This window comes from Anoxybacillus sp. TBDG-1 (assembly GCF_054815885.1).
On the sequence record NZ_JBTZSY010000007.1, the window covers coordinates 1 to 18,481 of the forward strand.

Below are 18,481 nucleotides of genomic sequence, written 5' to 3' on the forward strand. Positions count from 1 at the left end.
CTTTATAAATAATGAATAGATTATTTATAAAGTTTTGTAAGTTTTCTGTAACGGATGATTATGGCAAAGCGTTTTTTGTTCATCATTGTTACAGCAATGATTGTATCATTTTCATTGCTATTTTCTTTTTTTTACTTTAATAGTATGAACAATGCTCAAAAGCAGCTGCACAATCAAGCAAAATCGCTAGCTGCCCAACTTAACGATCCGAGCACATTCATCCAAGTACATACGAATCAAATTCGTTTAACACGTGGGGATGAACTTGGTGATGGGGTCGGCTTACGTTTGCGGCAAGTTGGCGTTCCTGGCTTTATTCGCAATGAACAAAATGCCCCAGACGATTTTGAAAAACAAGCCATCCAAACATTTTTATCTAATCCGTCGACTACCGAATATGCAGCACTAGCAAAAGTAAATGATCATCTTGTTTATCGATATGTCGAGCCATTACGCATGGAGGCTGCTTGTCTTGCATGTCATGGTGAACCACGAGGGCAAACAGATATGTTTGGCTTTCAAAAAGAAGGATTGAAAGTTGGCGACTTGCGTGGAGCAATTACTGTTACTGTCCCCGCTGAACATGTCGTTCGCTCCGTTAGAGAAAATACAATGGACTTAGTCATTGGCGGCACGATAATTATTATCGTACTCATTTTCATCGTTTTTTTGACTATTCGTCGGACGATTGTTTTACCAGTCCGAAACATTGTCGGTGTATTTCAAAATATTTCAAAAGGAAACTTGACTGGAAAAGATATGATTGTTGCAGGCAATCATGAAATCGCTCTACTATCGAAAGCAGCAATTGACATGAAACGTCAATTGCGCTCGCTGATTTTTAAAGTAAAAGAAAGCTCTGAGCAAGTGACTGCTTCCTCGCAAGAATTATCTTCCATATCTCATGAGACAAGCATATTATCAAAGGAAATTTCGCAGTTTGTTGATATGGTCGCCGAGCAAGCAAATAACCAATCCGTTAAAACCGAATATGCTTCGCAACAAGTTGCTAAGCTGACCGAGCACGTTCAACAAATCGCACATAAAACGTCGGTGATGCAAACGCTCGGGTATGAAGCGGAAAAAGAAGCGATAAGTGGAAAACGCTCCGTTGAAAATACAATTCACCAAATTCATGTGATTCGCGATACAGTGAAACATTTATCGAACATCGTTATCCAATTGTCTGAACGTTCGCAGCAAATTAGTACGATCGTTTATATGATTTCAAACATTTCCGAGCAAACAAACTTGCTTGCGTTAAATGCCGCTATTGAAGCGTCACGAGCGGGTGAGCATGGGCGTGGATTTGCTGTCGTTGCTGAAGAAGTGCGCAAACTGGCAGAACAATCGTCGCAATCGGCTCGAACGATTACTGAACTGATTCAACATATTCAAAGCGATATTTCTTCTGTTGTCAAACAAATGGAAGCTGGTTTTCTCGAAGTTCAAAAAGGGGAGGAAATCGTTGAAAATACAGGCGAATCATTTGAACGCATTTTATGCGCTTTAAAAACAGTCGTTGATGAAATTACGCAAGTGGCTAATGGCGCAAAACAAATTGCTGAAAGCGCTACCATGGTAACAGAAGAAATTGATCACATTCGCTCTCAAGCAAAAGAAGGAGCCTCCAGTTCATTGGAAGTCGCTACAAACATCGATCGGCAAAATGAATCTGTTCATCTCATTAGCGAATCTGCAAAGCAACTTGCTGATTTATCAATGGATCTACTCTCTTCTGTACAAAACTTTAAAGTATAGGAAAAAAGAACTTCTTCGCTAAAGATGATAAATATATCAATGCACATTGTTTCACATGGGCAAGCATGATTTTTCGACTGTCGAGCAATCGAACAACATCGCTCCCAAGCAAATGAATTCGTCTGGGGAGCGTTCAGTTGTTCGGTGCTTTGTCACAGGAAGGCGTGACGAAAGCAAGCCAAAAGCTTGCTTTCGTCAGTCGAAAAAATGAAGTTAAACTTCCCGATTGTACGTATATAGATGAACGGAAGTATTTTTTATTTTGCAAAAAAATCACTTTCCCCTCGTAATATTTCTTCACCACGCGGCGCGATAATCGGGCCATTTAACAAATCAACATCGACAATATAGCGCGGTCGCTGTTTCGTTTCTTGATATACTTTCCCGACATATTCCCCAACTAACCCGATCGCAATGAGCTGCAGTCCTCCGACAAGCCAAATCGACATCATAAGCGACGTCCAGCCTGTTTGTGTATGACCAGTCATTTTTAAAAATAACACGTACATCGCAAACAATATGCTCACAAAAAACGAACAAAAGCCGAGAACGGAAACGAAGCGAATCGGCACCATACTAAACGATGTTAACCCGTCAAACGCAAAACGAATCATTTTCATGAACGGATATTTCGTCACGCCTGCTTTTCGCTCTTTTCGGTCATAATATACCGTCGTCGACGGAAAACCGAGAAGTGAAACAACGCCACGCAAAAACATATTCACTTCACGAAACTGCGCTAACGCTTCAACTGCCCGTCGACTCATGAGACGATAATCGGCATGATTATAAATAAGCTGTACACCGATACGATTCATTATGCGATAAAACATTTCAGCCGTCCGCCGTTTCATATACGAATCGACATTACGCTTTCTCCTTACACCATAAACGATGTCATATCCTTCATGAAATTTACGCACAAACTCACGAACGACATATATATCATCTTGTAAGTCAGCATCCATCGTCACAATACAATGCGCCATTTGTTTGGCAGCAAACATGCCAGCTAACAGCGCATGTTGATGCCCTGCATTTCCTGCTAGTTTAATTCCTTTAATTTCTTCATAGTGCAAACATGCTTTATAAATGATCGACCACGTCCGATCGCGGCTTCCGTCATCGACAAACACAATTTTACTTTTCTCCGAAATAATTCCTTCCTCAACGAGCTGTTTTCTGAGCGAAAGCAACTGTTCGATCGTCTCTGGCAACATGTCTTCCTCGTTATAACAAGGGACAACGATCGCTAAAATCGTCATGTCGTTTCACTCCTTTCTATTTCGTATAAATAAATTGTCCATGCCGATTCATCGTGTTGAAACGTGCGCAATAGCTTTAATTGATTTTGTTTCGCATTGTCAATGGGCAGGGCAGAAAATATATAGCGCCCTCCCATGTCGTACAATACGTCTGTATGAAGCTGTAAATGGCGAATGCGTTTGTTTGATTGTTTCGTAAACATATACTTTTTCCCAAGCTCAGCGACAAAGATGTAACAACGTCCGCCCCATTCATCGAAATATTCCTTTAACTTTTTATTTTTGCTTAGCTCGCTCGCAATCACTTGCCGAAATTGATGTTTGTACGAAAGCGGATAAAAATTATTGTACGTATCTAGCGTGTAAAAGCCGTTATATTGCGCAATCGCTGGATGAATGCCAATGCTGACGACGCGATACGTATGTACAGGCTTTCCGATATATTGTTTTACATCGTCAAATTGCTTTTCCGCATAAAACGCACGAAACGTCGGTTGATTGCGATACGCAATTTGCTCATGAAATAACATCGCCACAACGAGTTGAGCTGCGAGCGCAAATGAAACGATGCGCCGATCCCATGCGCGCCAAATGATACGAAGCGACAAAGCAAACAAGATGTAAATGACCATCGGGCGTAAAAAATGATAGCGCGCAAAATTAAATCGATCTAAAAACGGAAACGCTTCTGTCGCAGGTAGCCATCCTTTATAAAACCAAAACGCGTACCAAAGCGATAGCACAACATTTAGCACATGAAGTTGCCAAAATAACGTTTCGCGCTGCCACCATTTTCGTTTCCATACGATATATAGTGCGATAAACGTCACAGGTAAAATAATGAGCGTATGAATCGTCATCACATGCGTATGACCGAACATGTAGTTTTTAAATGTTAAACGAAGCGACCGCCATAACGACAGACGGGCATGGAAATATTCGTCGCGACTCGTCGGTTCTGTCGCAAATAAAAACGAATGAACGAGCCGATATTCGATCAACAAATAAAGCGTGGTCATATATAAAAGCGCCAATAAAAATGGCACGTTAGGACGGCGGCGCCACGCATCAATAAGCCAAAAGAAAAACATGGCGCTTAAAAAAAAGAAAAAGCCGAGCACGAAGCTAGAATAGAGTGGGAGAATCGTCAGCACGACATAGTTTTTCAGCGAACGATCGCCCGCACGAATGTTAAGTAACGCCCATAACGCAAGGGGCATGCCGAGCGTGCTAAGCATCCCTGACGGCCAAAACGGCGTCAGCGCAAACGCAAGCGCCACTCCAACGCGAATCCACTCCGCCTCTTTTTCCTTTAATACGTGCGTTTTCAACAACAAATACATGCCGATAAACGCAAATATGCGCGTCAATAATTGACTAAGCCCGTATGCATAAACGGACGGAAAAAGCGCATGAAGCCACACGATGCCGCTAAACTCTGTTCCGTATGCGTTGCGCGGCAGTCCATTAATGACTTGTGGAATGGTCGCATCAATGGAGCCAAATAGCTCGCCGCTTCGTGCGAGCACACGATACCAAGCGATATTGGAATCTAAATTATCGTGCACGCGCATATGCGCATCTTCGCCAAGAAGAAAATACGGCAACGCATGTAAACAAACGATCATCACGCCAAATGAAAACAGTTTCATAATGCCCCTCCATTCGCCATTATTTTTTAACAATAGATGAAAAATATGCATAAAAAAACCTAAGCTATATAAGCTCAGGCCAAAGTTGTTTACAAAATTTACGTATGAGACGCGGAACGAGATGATCGCGCCGATATACGAGCGTATGAACGAGCTGCTTTTTTTCTTCTTCCGTCATCGGCCAGTCTTCAGGCATATGTTTCATCATTTCTTCAATTAAAAGTGTCGGCATCGTTTGAATGACCGCAATCGCCTGTTCAAATTGTTGTATAGTTGTAAACGACGCCATTATGCGATGCATTTTGCTGTCTATGGGCGTTTGCGGCAATTGTTTTAGTCGTTCAACAGTCCACGCAAATGAGCCACATATATCCGCATGGTCGATGATCCATAACGTTTGGTCCGTTCCGTTTTGTTCAATAATGACATTTTTTCGCGTCCGATCGCGATTGTACAACCAATAATCAAAAACGATGACACTTGCCAATTGCGAAGTATTTTTCATGTTTTCTATCGCTATTTCATGAGCGTTTTTCCCTTCAATATACGCGCTCGCAAATTGCGTTTTCATTTTGATCACTGTCGTTTTGTCTGGAATAGGTAAAAGCGTATGTGGTAAAGAAACGAGACGAGCATGTGGAACAGGAAGGTGCATATATTTTGCAATTTGATAAGCGAGCCATTCGTTGATGAGCGCTTTCGGTTTTGTTGTATCGTAACATTTGACAACGTATTTCTTCCCATCATCAAATGTTACAAGATGGGAGTTATGTTTATGAGCCGCAAACGTTCGTTCATACTTCATGTTTGATCCCTCACGATATGATGTAGTAAATCGACATACGTTTCAGCGCAACGTTCAATTGTAAATCGGTTGAGCACATGCTCCCGTCCTGCCTCACTCATATACGTATATTGTTGTTTGTCGTCAATGATTTCAGCAATCGCGCGAACCGCTCCGCGCGTATGGTTCTCACGAAATAAATATCCTGTTTTTCCGTGAACGATAATTTCTGGCATCGCCGATACACGTGGCGCAACGACAGGCACACCGCACGCCATTGCCTCAATAAATGTATTGCCGAACGATTCGACTTTCGTTGTCGCTAATAAACATCCGCCCGATTGACGAATTTTCGCATACATCTTAGGCATGTGTTGATACGGAACAACCGGAAACCATTTTACAAATGACGTCAGTTGCTTTTCCTTCCATTCTGCTTCAAACGTTTCTTTATCTACACTATGTTGTCCGCCAATGACCCAACATTCGATATCATCCCGCTCTTTTTTCAATAGCGAGGCGATACGTAAAAATGCACGCCAATTTTTACGCCCATCTAACCGTCCGACGTATGCAATAATTTTTTTGTTCGGTACATCATCGCATGGAAACGGGCGGAAAAAAGATGCATCTAAACCGTTATAAATGACCGTAATCGGTGCACGTTCATCGCTCAATATAGAGAGAAGACGTTTTTGATAAACAGAAGGAACGATAAATTGACGCGGAGTAATCTTTTCCACTCCTTGCAAGTTTCGTTTCAACTTTAACAATTCCGGCGTGCGCGCCTCAACAATAATCGGTCCATTATATCCGCCATCGCTCAACCAATCGTACGCTTGGCTCGTATCGACGACAATTACTGCATCATATGATTTTCGTAATATGTCGTATATGTCTTTTTTCTTTTTCGCGATATAAACATTTGCGACATCTTCCATCATATGCATGCCACCGAGATCTTTCGTATATAAAAAGTCTGTCTGAATGCCATGTCGTTTAAAATATATTGCTCGATTGCGCCATCCAGCATTCACGCCACCTACGGTCAACAACCGCCAAATGACTAAAATGTTCACCTCTTCTCCCCCTCTCATATGCTCTTTTATTACTTTATGTTAAACATAGAGAAAAGTTGATGACCGTTTGAATTACCCTATTGTCGCATGAAAGATAAAACGTTAGAGTGCGTGGATTGGTATTTCTGCAAAAAAAAGCTTATAAGGATGTGACTGACGATGGCTTGCGTCAACGATAATCAAACGGTAACAGCGACTATGCAAGCAATTTTACAAGCACTTGATGCCCCGGCAACGGCGGAACAATTAGCTGAAAAAACAGCGTTACCACTATTTAAAGTACGTAGCACATTGCGCGAATTAGAGCAACGTCATATGGTGAAGCAAAACGAGGATATATATGAGAAAAACTAGGGATGCGTTCCCTAGTTTTTCGTTTTTATATACACACGCCACCCAGCAAGTAGCGGCAATATAGCTGTCAACCCAATCGCCCAACGAAACCCAAGCCAGTCGGCAATAACCCCTGCTATCATTGCCCCAATCGCATAGCCGCTATCGCGCCAAAACCGATATACTCCCATCGCCGAAGCACGCCACTGCACGGCAGTCACATCACCAATAGCCGCCTGCAACGTCGGATATACGATTGCTGTTCCAAGCCCTAACAACACCGCTCCAATGATCCATAGCACGATATGATTAGCAATAAGCATAAACCACATCGCCAACGCCTGCAACCACATACCGTATGCAATCATCTTTTTTCGTTCAAACCGATCACTCATAATACCTGTAAACAGTTGACCGATACCCCATGAAGCTGGATAGATGGCAACAATTAGCCCCGTTTGTGAAACGGACAGCCCGATCGACGTAAAATATAAAGGAAACAATCCCCATGCGACGCCATCTTTCAAATTTGTCGCAAGCCCCGCTAAACTAAAACTAGATAACGTTTTATTTTTCCATGTCGTCTGTTGAAATATTTCTTTTTGCGATAACGTTTCTTTCGGTTGTTCGTTTTTTTGTTGTCGATGCAGCTGAACATGTTGTTTCGTATCTTTGACGATGATAGATAAACTTATTCCAATAATCGCAACCACAATTCCGATGTAAAACAATTGTAGATGGAGGGAAAATGTCGAAGCGAGATAACCTGATATGGCTGCCATCGTCGCAACACCGAAATAACCAGCAAACTCATTTAAACCAACCGCTGTGCCACGTTCTGTTGGCTTGGCGATGTCGATTTTCATATTGACCGTCATCGACCACGTCAATCCTTGATTTATTCCAAGCAACACGTTCGCCAATACGACAACGAACCATTCATGCGCAACGAGCATGCAAATCGGAACGAATAGCCCGATGACCCATCCTACTAACAATATGCTTTTTCGACTAAACCGATCAGCAAGCTGACCAGCAAAATAGTTAACAACTGCTTTGGACAATCCGAAGCTCGCAATAAAAGAAACGGCCGCGCTCATCGACGTAAGTCCAAACTGCTTTTCGCCGATCATCGGCAAAACCGTTCGTTCTAAACCGACCATCGCTCCAACAAATACGTTTATGATGACTAATAATGAAAATGAAATGATATTTTCTTTCATTCCTAAACGTACACGCATCTCATTCACCTCTCGTAAAAATAAACATGGCCATTATTGACCATGTTTCACTACAATTCCATATACGCTCGGATGGAAATGAACGAGCTCGACATGCGCAAACGTTGCTTTCATTTCATTGAACAGTTGATGAGATGGAATACGTTCATGAATCGGTGGACCCATTTCACTTTCGACCGCTTCCCATTCGATCAATATAAACGTACCGTTTGGCTTTGTCATACGAGCCATTTCTGCAAATGCCGCCTCACGATCGTCAATTTCGTGAAGAACAAACGCCATCAATGCTTTATCAACAGATTGAGTAGGAATCGTTGTTGCTGTCACATCGCTAACAATGTATGCAATATTATCTACTCCTTCTTGTTCCGCATGTTGCTTCAGTAAATCAAGCATTTCTTGTTGCACATCAACCGCATATACCGTTTTTGCCGCTTTGGCGATCGGCACAGTAAAATAGCCATTTCCTGCCCCTAAGTCCGCCACGACATCATGTTCGCTTATATGCAATATGGAGACAACTTTTTCTGGCGCAATCAACTCCCGCCTTTTTGGATTCAACAACTTTTCTGCTTTCGAATGATGAAACTGATGTCCTGCCATTTATCATCCATCCTTTTCTTTTTTATACCTGTATGCGTATTTTACTCTTTTTTTCATTGCCTGTCATCTGTTTAAAAAAAGTAATTAATATACTATTTTTTTTTGTTTTTTATGAACTAAGCAAAGACGAACAAACAAAAATTGTCGTCGATCCCCCGAGATTTTTGCAAGATCGGAGGTCGACGACAGCTGTGAAATGATGAACAAATTACTTATTCCTTCTCTAACAACTCCCGTACTTCTTCTTCAGAGAGATCCGTGACGTTCGCAATGTCTTTTGCACTCATTCCTTTCCGCGCCATCGTTTGCACAAGATGCTTCATCGCCTGTATCATCCCTTGTTTGATCCCTTGTTTGATTCCTTGTTTGATTCCTTGTTTCATTCCTTCTTCTCTTCCTTTTTCCAACGCCTTTTGTTCATATGAAATAATGAGTTCCAACACTTGTTCTTTTTCTTTCGTCTCCATTTCATTCACCTCGCTTCGTAGTTTTCGTTCTTCTTCATCGGATAGTTTCACATATGTTTCAAAAAAGCCAAACAATAACCGTTGTTTCGCTTCGTCTAATTCCATTCGGACAAGCATGCGTAAAAATTGTTTTTTCAACTCTACCCGTTCACTTTCAGTATACCCCATTTTACTTAGTAGTGCAGCGGCGATCGGATTGTCTTGACGAATGTAGTTTCGCCAGTTTTGTTTGCGAAGCTCCACAGTAAAAAAGTGAAAATCAAGCACATGACCAAACGGAAATTCGAGGGTAAATGTCGATGGTTCATCGCGGATCGTATCGTAGCTAAAGACGGCAATCGGTACAATGTGTTTACGATATTTTTCAAACAAGCGGCTAAAGTAAATAAACATTCGTTCGGGAAACGACGGTTGGACGTAGCTTTGATTTTCGATATGAACGATAATCAAACTATCCTTGCCTTTCAGTTTCGTTTCGACTAACAAATCGACGCGATATTTCTCCCCTGCCGTTACATCGGTGAACAGCTCCTCCGACAAAAACGATACGTGGCGAAAGTCAATATGCTCATGCATCGTTGGGAAAAAGAGAACGATAAATTCCTCAAAAAACGTTTGGATCAACTCTTTAAACAGACGGTCGTGGTCAATGGACATACATTCACCTCGCATACTTTTTTCGACGTTTTTATTCGACAACACCAGCCATTTTCCTGCATAGCATTCTAATTTTCACAGCTGGCTCCTGTAGAAAAAACTTTTCTTTTCCATCAAAAATTCAATTTTCATCGCTAAAAATTCCCCTTCCCCCTCTAATAGTGCACAAGTTGCTTATTCCTTCAGCAACTCCTATGCTTCTTCAATAACGTGCACAATGTTCTTTTACCTTCAGATGTTCCACCTGTTCACTTATAAACACAGAAAATAAGGGTTGTGCGTCAGTGGTCTATCTTCCAAAAGTCCCCTATGATAGAAGAATACGGACAGAAACGGTTGAAAGGGGCTCTTCACCACAAGTTGTACTTGATCATTGAAGATCGGTGTGCATAGAGGAAATAGGGTACAAAAAATGCGAATTTTCCTGTATGGTAAAGGTGACCAAACCAAACCATTGGAGGAAAATTCGCATGTACGCTCAGTTTATCAAAGAACTCATCGATTTACCAGATGTTTTGATTCAAAAGGGGCGAAAAGAAGGGGAACGTTGGATTTTCGAACTTTCTCTACCCGAACAATGTCCGTTATGTCCTGTCTGCTTGAAGCGCACGACCAAAATGACAGACAAAAAGAAACAATGGATGCATGGCTATGCTGAGCGAATCGGAATCTTTTGGATTGAACTCCCTGTCGAGCGCAGACGTTGTGGTACATGTGGCATGACGTTCAGCACGTCCTATCTAGGAATCTTCCCTCGAAGTGTGGCAACAGATGCTTTTCAGAGATGGATAAATCTTGCATTGGAACATCCATTCAGGCGGTAGCTCGTATGCTCAATCTTCCTTACACGACCGTGGAACGCTGGTTTTATACCGATGCTTCTTCTTTCCTATCGAATGACATCCAACCAAAGGCGGTTTGTGTCGATGAGTTTGCGTTTCGAAAAGGGCATGCCTACGGAGTGTTGGTCATGGATGCCAAAACGGGAGAAGTGTATGCCATTGAAGCAGGAAAGAACGAGGAAGCCATTGGACGCGCATTGGCTCATGTGTCTCGTTCCGTTCAGTATGTCGTGAGTGATTTGGCTCCAGCGATGAAAAAAGCAATTCACGAGATTTGTCCAGAGGCGACACACGTGGTCGATTATTTCCATGTCATTCAGCTGTTTACGGATGCTTTAGATCGTTGTCGCAAATATTTGGACAAAGGAGGCAAGAAACACGGAAATGCTCGTTACGTTTGCCGTTTATTGAGCCAATGCCCAGAGAAATTGACGGAGAAAGAACGCCAAATCGTACGGAAATGGTGCAATGAAAGCGATGACTTAAAGTCGGTCTACCAATCGCTCCAACATTTTCGCTATGTGTCCAAAAGCAAAAACGAAAAACAGGCGAAACGACGTTTGGAGACTTGGATCCATCGGTATTCGGTTTGTCCTTGTTCGGCTGTACGCGCCATCGCAAAATCACTCGTCAAACGAACAGACGAAATGATATTGTGCATTTTATCCCCTTACTCGAATGGGAAGATGGAGGGAACGAATAACAAGATCAAGCTGATGAAACGTCGGGGATATGGATACAGAAATATCCAGCGTTTTGCATTACGCGTTCGGTTAGAAACAGCTAACATACTTTAATGGCAGGTGCAAGTACATCTTTTGGTGATGAACCTTTTTTTAAATTACACGCAAATGAATTTCCACACAAAAAAGCTGTCCGTAAAAAACTGATTAGTTGGTATTTTGCCTTTTGAATTTGATCGGTTTCCGAACGATGCGTCTTTTCCGACCAATCGCGCGTCAATCACCCTGACGCCAGCGGGCTGTACGGAATCACCGCAACCTTTTCTTCTTTACTTCTTTACAAAGCGGTATCATTTCCCGCTCTTGCTCCACGATAATACTGCACTACGATATTTTAAATTTTTGAATCAGCTCTTTCAAACTTTCTGCCATGTTCGCAAGGGCATGCGCTGAAGCAGAAATTTCCTCCATCGAGGCAAGCTGTTCTTCGGTAGCTGCTGATACTTCTTGCGTTCCTTCAGCCGTTGATTCTGCCACCTTTTTCATCATCTCCATAGCACGTACAATTTCATTCGCTCCTGCTGACATTTGTTGAATAAAAGATGACACTTCTTCAATTTGGCTATTGACCACTTCGACTGCTTCTTTAATTTCTCGAAATGATTGACCTGCGGTTTGAATGACAGAAATACCTTTTGACGTTTCATGAGTGGTCGTTTCCATCGACTGCACAGCATCGCCCGTTTCTTTTTGAATCGAGGCAATAAGTAATGAAATTTGTTGGGCAGATCGAGCAGACTGTTCTGCCAATTTCCTCACCTCATCCGCCACAACCGCAAATCCACGACCTTGTTCTCCTGCTCTAGCGGCTTCAATCGCTGCATTTAAGGCAAGCAAATTTGTTTGTTCCGCAATGGCTGTGATGGCATCAACGATTTGTCCGATCTGATTTGATCTCCCTCCAAGTCCTTTTATACTGCTAGATAAATTCACTACTGTTTCGTTAATCGTATTCATTTGCATGATAGCCGTTTGAATAATGTTACTTCCTCCAAGCGCTTTTTTCGATGCTGTTCCAGCCATTTCGGCTGCTCGCTCTGCTCGATGAGCGACATGATCAATACCTTGAGACATTTCTCGAATCGTTTCGGATGTTTCTTCGACACGTTGTACTTGCTTTTCAACTCCAACTGATACATCTTGAATAACCATTGTAATTTGCTCTGTTGCTTTGCTCGTTTGCTCAGCGCTGGCAGTTAATTGTTCCGATGAAGCAGCCACTTGTTCAGCATTCAATGCTACCTCTCGAATGATATTTCGTAAATTCGTGGACATTTCTTTAAATGAAACAGCAAGTTCCCCAATTTCATCTTTGTTTTTAATCCGTATTTCCTGTTCTGTTAAATCTCCCGCTGCCACTTGCTTTGCCATTTTCGACAAAGCACGAACAGGTCTTGAAATAAGAAAGCTTATATAAAGCGCAACCCCTATGCCAATAATCAGTGCAATTATCCCCCAAATGATCATCCAACGTTGTACAGAAGCGACTTGGGCAGAATTTACGTCACTTGCTTTTTCTAACATACGTTGCTTAAAATCTGCTAAATCATCAGCCGCATCATCGAATTGTTTCATCAATTCTCGACCTTCTGTTGCAACTAGTTTTGTATAGTGCTCCACATCACTTGCGCGCTTTAATTGGAAAACTTTCTTTCCAAACTTGTAAAATTCAATTTCCAGCTTATTTAACTGTTCTAACTTTTCTTTCACTTCTGGCTCCACTAACGTATTTGACAATTCGTCACTTAAGTGTATATATTCCTCATGTGCTTTTTCAAAGTTTGTTAACGATGTTTCATCCCCGACGATTAAATATCCTCGCATACTACCCTGTTCCTTTTTAATTGCAATTTCTAGTTGTTTAACGAGTAATAATTGCTTGACATTTTCATCAAGTAGCTGAGAATATTTCGAATCAACGGTTTTTATTTGGAAATAACCAACTGCCACAACAATACACAAAACTAGTAAAACCGCTGAAAAACCTGCAAATAATTTTTTTCTTACTGTCATTTTCAACACCCATCCCTTTCAACATATCATATTCCCTCGCAACACCCTATATGCGTTCATCTTACTATAAAGCAAGCAGACGAAACAAAACTTATGCTCGAAATGGTACATACCATAAACAAACAAAACAAAAAAACTGTCGTCGCCCCCTTGTTTCCAAGATTGGAGGCCAACGACAGTGATCACTGTTCGAGCGAATACTTCACATGCGTTTCCTAACATTGTTTCGTTGCTTTCTTCCCTTTACTCTAATTTTTCAATGGATTGCTTATATAAACAAGCTAATTGCAAATACGACCGAAAAACCGACCAAGGCAATAATGGTTTCCATTACTGTCCATGATTTCAATGTATCTTTCACTTCTAAACCAAAGTAACGATTGACGAGCCAAAATCCTGAGTCGTTGACATGCGAAAGAATCGTCGCCCCTGCCGCAATTGCAATAGTAATTAACCCTAATATCGGGCCAGTGAGTTGCAATGTTTCGATAAATGGAGCCATTAAGCCCGCAGATGTAACCATGGCGACCGTTGCTGAACCTTGTGAAACACGAACAAGTGCGGCGATAATAAACGCAAGAACAATCGGTGGCAACGAAGAGGTTGACATCATATCAGCAAGCACTTTGCCAACGCCTGAATCGACTAAAATTTGCTTAAATACTCCCCCAGCACCTGTGACAAGAATAATAATTCCTGCTGGTTCTAACGCCTTCGTTGCAATATCTTGTACTTGTTGTTTAGAGAGACCGCGCTTTCTCCCTAAGAAATAAAAAGCAAGTAACGTAGCGATCGTTAAAGCAACAAATGGATGACCTAAAAATGTGAAAAATGATCGAAACATACTTTTCTCTGGCAAAACAACACTTGAAACCGTATTCATTAAAATGAGCAACAATGGAATAAAAATGATCGTAGTAATCAAACTAAAACTTGGTAAATCTTTTTCGTCATCCCGTTCTTTCCATTCCATATATGTTGGGATCGAGGCATAAATTTTCTTTGAAATATACTTTCCAAACAACGGGCCGGCAACAATCATCGCTGGGATGCCCGCAATAAATCCAAATAAAATGACCCAACCTAAATCGGCACCAATTAAGTTGGCAACCGCGATCGGTCCTGGTGTCGGTGGAATAAAGCTATGTGTGACGGCCAAACCGGCAAGCAAAGGAATGCCGTAGTACAAAAGAGAACGTCCAGTCTTTTTTGCTAATCCGTAAACAATCGGTACGAGAATAATAAATCCAACGTCAAAAAATACAGGAATGGCAACGAAAAATCCAGTAATGCCAAGCGCCCACTGCGCTTTACTTTCGCCAAACTTTCTCATTAATGATTGTGCTAAACGTTCAGCTCCCCCTGATGCTTCAAGCATTTGACCGAACATCGCTCCTAATCCAACGACAACCGCAACAAATCCAAGCGTTCCTCCCATTCCGTTTTGAATGGACTCAATGACACTTTTTAAAGGCATGCCTGCCGCAATGCCAACAAGTAAACTGACGAGCAGCAACGCGACAAATGCATGCAACTTTGAACGAATAATGAGAAATAATAACAAACTAATGCCAGCAATAACAATAAGAATTAACGAAGACGATGCCATACACTCCACTCCCCTTTGTTTTTATTTGAGTAAACGCTTACAATTACTAAACCGATTTAGTTATGAAGTGAATCACCCCCCTTAGTTATACATATTTCCTTTGAAAAGAAGAAATGATTTGAAATTCATCTTTTAGCTGACTATATAGCCTTGTATATAAATCAAATAATTCCGCATAAATCGCTGTATGTTGTTCATTTGGTTCATGACGTGACGAAATGCGCAGCCACGATTTTACTTCTTGCAATGAAGAAATGTCTCCTATCGCATAAAGAGCTAACGACGCAGCTCCTAACGCCGATGCTTCATGCGTCTCCGGGACGAGCAACTCTTTCCCCATCATATCGCATAACATTTGGCGCCAAAACGGCGACTTCGCAAATCCACCTGATACGCGAATTTCTGATAACGATCCGATCACATCACGAACAGCAAGCGCAACAGAAAATACGCTCATACATACTCCTTCCATGATTGCTCGAATAAAATGTTCACGCTTATGTTGCAAGCTAATACCGAAAAATGTGCCACGTGCATGTGCATCCCAATACGGTGCACGTTCCCCTGATAAAAATGGCAAAAATAACAATCCTTCTGATCCTGCTGGTACACGTGCAGCATATTGCGTTAATAAATCATATGGATCGATACCGAGCCGTTTCGCTACTTCTTTTTCTTGTGCTCCAAATTCATCGCGTAACCAGCGTAATAAGATGCCTCCATTATTTGTCGCTCCCCCGACAACCCATTTATTTTCTGACAACACATAACAAAACGTTCTCCCTTGTTCATCCGTTTTTGGAGTAGATGAAATCGTTCGCACCGCTCCGCTTGTTCCAATTGTAATTGCCGCTTCATTCGGCAATACGGCACCAACCCCGACATTTGCAAGCACACCATCGCTCGCTCCAATCACAACAGGTGTGTTTCGAGAAATTCCGAGTTGTTCAGCCCACCTTCTCCCTATTTCTCGAAATGTATATGTCGTCGGAACAAGTGATGACAATTGGCTACGTTCAATGCCAAGAAACGTCAAAATTTCTTCGTCCCAATCAAACGTCTGTAAAGAAAATAAGCCGGTTGCCGAGGCAATTGAATAATCGACAACATACTGATGAAACCACTGATGTAATACATATTCTTTAATCGAAATAAACTTATGGGCTCGTTCGAATACATGTGGCATATGCTCTTTGAACCACATTAATTTTACAAGCGGTGACATCGGATGAATCGGTGTGCCAGTTTTTTTATATATTTCGATTCCTTTTTCGTTGTTTCGCAATTGTTCTGATTGTTTACTGCCGCGATTGTCTGTCCAGATAATACAGTTCGTCAATGGGCGATGATGCTCATCAACTAAAATGAATGAATGCATCGCTGCACTAAATCCTATCGCTTTTACTTGTTCCGCTGAAACATTTCCTTTGTACATAGCTCCTCGTATACTTTGCATGACAGCTGAAAAAAGAACATGTGGGTCTTGTTCCGCCCACTCTCGTTGGGGATGAAGCATCGGATATTCTACCGCATGCATCGTGCGAATACGCCCGTCTTCTTCAAAAATGACAGCCTTTGTACTTGTCGTACCGATATCTATTCCGATGACTACTTGACTACTATTCACCTTTATCTCCTCTTTTCTTTGCTGAATCTCTTTCTATTAGCTTTGGAGCAAGACGAAACATTTGTGGACAAGTTCCACCATCCATTTGCATAAACAATCGTTCGACCGCTTTTTTGCCCATGTCAAAAGCTGGCTGGGCAATCGTTGTTAATGAAGGAGTATAAACGGATGCAAATGGAACGTCGTCAATACTAATGAGTGCCACGTCATTTGGGATAGAAAGTTGATGTTTTTTAACAAACGTCAACACTTCCATCAATGTTAAGTCATTAATCGCAAATATCGCTTCAGGAAGTTTGTTTTGTCGCAAAAGCGCATCCAATCGCTCTGGAATACGTTTCACTTGCTCGGTAACAATCCATTCTTCTTCAATTGGAAGATTTGCCGCACGTAACACATGCCGAAATGCATGTATCCGCTCTGTACGTGGAATGACGTGTGAGGCAAATGGCGGTGCAACAAGCCCAATATGTTTATATCCTTGCTTAACGAGGTAACACACAGCTAACTGCACAGCTCCCTCATTATCTAATAAAACAGCATCTACGTCGATTCCTTCAACCGTACGGTCAACAAATACAAGTGGCAATCGCGCCTCAATCATTTTTTTGTACAAATCTACATTTTTTCCTGTTGGAAAAATAATAAACCCATCCACTTGCTTCGCCCATAGCATATCAATATATTTTTTTTCCTTTTCAGGATCGTCATCTGTATTACAAACGATGACATGAAAATCATGTTGTTGACACATATCCTCAATCGCCCGCAACACTTGTGTCGTTAACATATGTAAAATGTTAAAAACGATCACACCGATGGTTGCTGTTGATTTTTGCTTTAAGCTACGCGCAATGGCATTCGGACGATACTGCAACTGCTCAATCGCCTCTGCAATGCGCTTTTTCGTTTCTTCGCTCATATATTCATATCTTTTATTTAAATATTGCGACACCGTACTTTTTGAAACATTTGCCAATCTTGCTACATCAGCCATCGTAACTTTCCGCAACGTATTTTTCCCCTTTACTAAATCGGTTTATTAGTATTATACATGAAAATGAAAGCGTTTTACAATTGTTTTTTTAATGATACGAAAATTAAAACAAAAAGAGTGGTTAAAGCACGCTTGCCGACATGTTGTTTTAATTTATTCTCGATTTCTAAAATAAATTCAAGATCAACCCCATCAAGTGGATATGTTGAAAGTTTCAATAATACAACCCTAAAAAGTGCCAATGTATGAACACATGGAAAAGCTATACATCATCATTATACATACATCCGAAAATTCAGTGCATTTCTTTGATACGTCTAAAAAACTTGCAAAAAGCAAATTGTCGTCGATCCCCCGAGATTTTTGCAAAATCGGGGGTCGACGACAGCTGTGAAATGATGAACAAATTACTTATTCCTTCTCTAACAACTCCCGTACTTCTTCTTCAGAGAGATCCGTGACGTTCGCAATGTCTTTTGCACTCATTCCTTTTCGCGCCATCGTTTGCACAAGATGCTTCATCGCCTGTATCATCCCTTGTTTCATTCCTTCTTCTCTTCCTTTTTCCAACGCCTTTTGTTCATACGAAATAATGAGTTCCAACACTTGTTCTTTTTCTTTCGTCTCCATTTCATTCACCTCGCTTCGTAGTTTTCGTTCTTCTCGCTTTAGCTCGAATACGCCGAGCGTATAGGTATTGATTGTCGCTTTAGGTAGCGCCTTCGAGTTTGTCCTACAACCTTGAAGGCGCTGTTTTGTTATTTGTTTTTAGGAGAAGTATGACCGCCCAAAGGATACATCGATGCTG

General features: G+C 41.5%; 14 protein-coding genes and 3 pseudogenes. 3 read left to right on the forward strand and 14 right to left on the reverse strand.

Annotated features, from left to right (window positions below; translation table 11 throughout):
• Positions 1-60 precede the first annotated feature (60 nt).
• Positions 61-1,761 (forward strand): methyl-accepting chemotaxis protein, encoded by a 1,701-nt coding sequence (locus ACYQY7_RS03525; RefSeq protein WP_461200757.1) that lies wholly within the window; start codon positions 61-63, stop codon positions 1,759-1,761.
• 257 nt (positions 1,762-2,018) lie between these two features.
• On the opposite strand, the gene ACYQY7_RS03530 is transcribed toward ACYQY7_RS03525, so the two are convergent.
• From ACYQY7_RS03530 to ACYQY7_RS03545, 4 genes are all read right to left on the reverse strand, one after another.
• Positions 2,019-3,026 carry a glycosyltransferase family 2 protein gene (locus ACYQY7_RS03530; RefSeq protein WP_461200758.1) on the reverse strand — a complete coding sequence of 336 codons (1,008 nt, stop codon included), beginning with the start codon at positions 3,024-3,026 and terminating at the stop codon, positions 2,019-2,021.
• Positions 3,023-4,678 carry a DUF6044 family protein gene (locus ACYQY7_RS03535; protein ID WP_461200759.1) on the reverse strand — a complete coding sequence of 552 codons (1,656 nt, stop codon included), beginning with the start codon at positions 4,676-4,678 and terminating at the stop codon, positions 3,023-3,025. The genes ACYQY7_RS03530 and ACYQY7_RS03535 overlap by 4 nt, the downstream gene beginning before the upstream one ends.
• A 64-nt stretch (positions 4,679-4,742) precedes the next feature.
• Positions 4,743-5,483: a HipA family kinase gene (locus tag ACYQY7_RS03540; protein WP_461200760.1), complete on the reverse strand. Its 741-nt coding sequence runs from the start codon at positions 5,481-5,483 to the stop codon at positions 4,743-4,745.
• A complete protein-coding gene (locus tag ACYQY7_RS03545; protein ID WP_461200761.1) occupies positions 5,480-6,541 on the reverse strand; it encodes a glycosyltransferase family 4 protein in 1,062 nt (353 codons plus the stop codon). The genes ACYQY7_RS03540 and ACYQY7_RS03545 overlap by 4 nt, the downstream gene beginning before the upstream one ends.
• 159 nt (positions 6,542-6,700) lie before the next feature.
• Between ACYQY7_RS03545 and ACYQY7_RS03550 the strand changes: the two genes are divergently transcribed.
• Positions 6,701-6,895 (forward strand): hypothetical protein, encoded by a 195-nt coding sequence (locus ACYQY7_RS03550; RefSeq protein WP_461200762.1) that lies wholly within the window; start codon positions 6,701-6,703, stop codon positions 6,893-6,895.
• A gap of 11 nt (positions 6,896-6,906) precedes the next feature.
• Here the strand turns inward: ACYQY7_RS03550 and ACYQY7_RS03555 are convergent, their stop codons facing one another.
• The 3 genes from ACYQY7_RS03555 to ACYQY7_RS03565 form a co-directional block, all read right to left on the reverse strand.
• Positions 6,907-8,115, reverse strand: a complete 1,209-nt coding sequence (locus ACYQY7_RS03555; protein WP_461200763.1) for an MFS transporter — start codon at positions 8,113-8,115, stop codon at positions 6,907-6,909.
• 33 nt (positions 8,116-8,148) lie between these two features.
• Positions 8,149-8,718, reverse strand: coding sequence for a class I SAM-dependent methyltransferase (locus tag ACYQY7_RS03560; RefSeq protein WP_461200764.1), 570 nt, complete (start codon positions 8,716-8,718; stop codon positions 8,149-8,151).
• 212 nt (positions 8,719-8,930) lie between these two features.
• Positions 8,931-9,842 (reverse strand): Rpn family recombination-promoting nuclease/putative transposase, encoded by a 912-nt coding sequence (locus ACYQY7_RS03565; protein WP_461200765.1) that lies wholly within the window; start codon positions 9,840-9,842, stop codon positions 8,931-8,933.
• 470 nt (positions 9,843-10,312) lie between these two features.
• Here ACYQY7_RS03565 and ACYQY7_RS03570 point away from each other — a divergent pair.
• Positions 10,313-11,481, forward strand: a pseudogene (locus ACYQY7_RS03570) (ISL3 family transposase).
• A gap of 100 nt (positions 11,482-11,581) precedes the next feature.
• Here the strand turns inward: ACYQY7_RS03570 and ACYQY7_RS03575 are convergent.
• From ACYQY7_RS03575 to ACYQY7_RS03605, 7 genes and pseudogenes are all read right to left on the reverse strand, one after another.
• Positions 11,582-11,736, reverse strand: a pseudogene (locus tag ACYQY7_RS03575) (aldo/keto reductase); the annotation flags it as partial.
• Between the two features lie 15 nt (positions 11,737-11,751).
• The gene (locus ACYQY7_RS03580; RefSeq protein ID WP_461200766.1) at positions 11,752-13,440 is read right to left on the reverse strand and encodes a methyl-accepting chemotaxis protein; all 1,689 of its coding nucleotides are present in this window, start codon (positions 13,438-13,440) and stop codon (positions 11,752-11,754) included.
• A gap of 268 nt (positions 13,441-13,708) precedes the next feature.
• Positions 13,709-15,049 (reverse strand): GntT/GntP/DsdX family permease, encoded by a 1,341-nt coding sequence (locus ACYQY7_RS03585; protein ID WP_461200767.1) that lies wholly within the window; start codon positions 15,047-15,049, stop codon positions 13,709-13,711.
• A gap of 85 nt (positions 15,050-15,134) precedes the next feature.
• Entirely contained in the window at positions 15,135-16,676 is a 1,542-nt protein-coding gene (locus tag ACYQY7_RS03590; protein WP_461200768.1) for a gluconokinase, read from the reverse strand.
• Positions 16,669-17,688: a LacI family DNA-binding transcriptional regulator gene (locus ACYQY7_RS03595; protein WP_461200769.1), complete on the reverse strand. Its 1,020-nt coding sequence runs from the start codon at positions 17,686-17,688 to the stop codon at positions 16,669-16,671. Before ACYQY7_RS03595 ends, ACYQY7_RS03590 begins: the two co-directional genes overlap by 8 nt.
• Before the next feature lie 59 nt (positions 17,689-17,747).
• Positions 17,748-17,891, reverse strand: a complete 144-nt coding sequence (locus tag ACYQY7_RS03600) for a hypothetical protein (protein WP_461200770.1) — start codon at positions 17,889-17,891, stop codon at positions 17,748-17,750.
• Positions 17,892-18,084: 193 nt separating this feature from the next.
• Positions 18,085-18,336 (reverse strand): annotated as a pseudogene (locus ACYQY7_RS03605) (DUF4351 domain-containing protein); the annotation flags it as partial.
• Positions 18,337-18,481 lie beyond the last annotated feature (145 nt).

Excerpts from the sequence above, each read along its gene's own strand:
- ACYQY7_RS03525 (WP_461200757.1), top strand. The coding sequence starts at position 61 with ATGGCAAAGCGTTTTTTGTTCATCATTGTTACAGCAATGATTGTATCA.
- ACYQY7_RS03530 (WP_461200758.1), bottom strand. The coding sequence starts at position 3,026 with ATGACGATTTTAGCGATCGTTGTCCCTTGTTATAACGAGGAAGACATG.
- ACYQY7_RS03535 (WP_461200759.1), bottom strand. The coding sequence starts at position 4,678 with ATGAAACTGTTTTCATTTGGCGTGATGATCGTTTGTTTACATGCGTTG.
- ACYQY7_RS03540 (WP_461200760.1), bottom strand. The coding sequence starts at position 5,483 with ATGAAGTATGAACGAACGTTTGCGGCTCATAAACATAACTCCCATCTT.
- ACYQY7_RS03550 (WP_461200762.1), top strand. The coding sequence starts at position 6,701 with ATGGCTTGCGTCAACGATAATCAAACGGTAACAGCGACTATGCAAGCA.
- ACYQY7_RS03555 (WP_461200763.1), bottom strand. The coding sequence starts at position 8,115 with ATGCGTGTACGTTTAGGAATGAAAGAAAATATCATTTCATTTTCATTA.
- ACYQY7_RS03560 (WP_461200764.1), bottom strand. The coding sequence starts at position 8,718 with ATGGCAGGACATCAGTTTCATCATTCGAAAGCAGAAAAGTTGTTGAAT.
- ACYQY7_RS03565 (WP_461200765.1), bottom strand. The coding sequence starts at position 9,842 with ATGTCCATTGACCACGACCGTCTGTTTAAAGAGTTGATCCAAACGTTT.
- ACYQY7_RS03580 (WP_461200766.1), bottom strand. The coding sequence starts at position 13,440 with ATGACAGTAAGAAAAAAATTATTTGCAGGTTTTTCAGCGGTTTTACTA.
- ACYQY7_RS03585 (WP_461200767.1), bottom strand. The coding sequence starts at position 15,049 with ATGGCATCGTCTTCGTTAATTCTTATTGTTATTGCTGGCATTAGTTTG.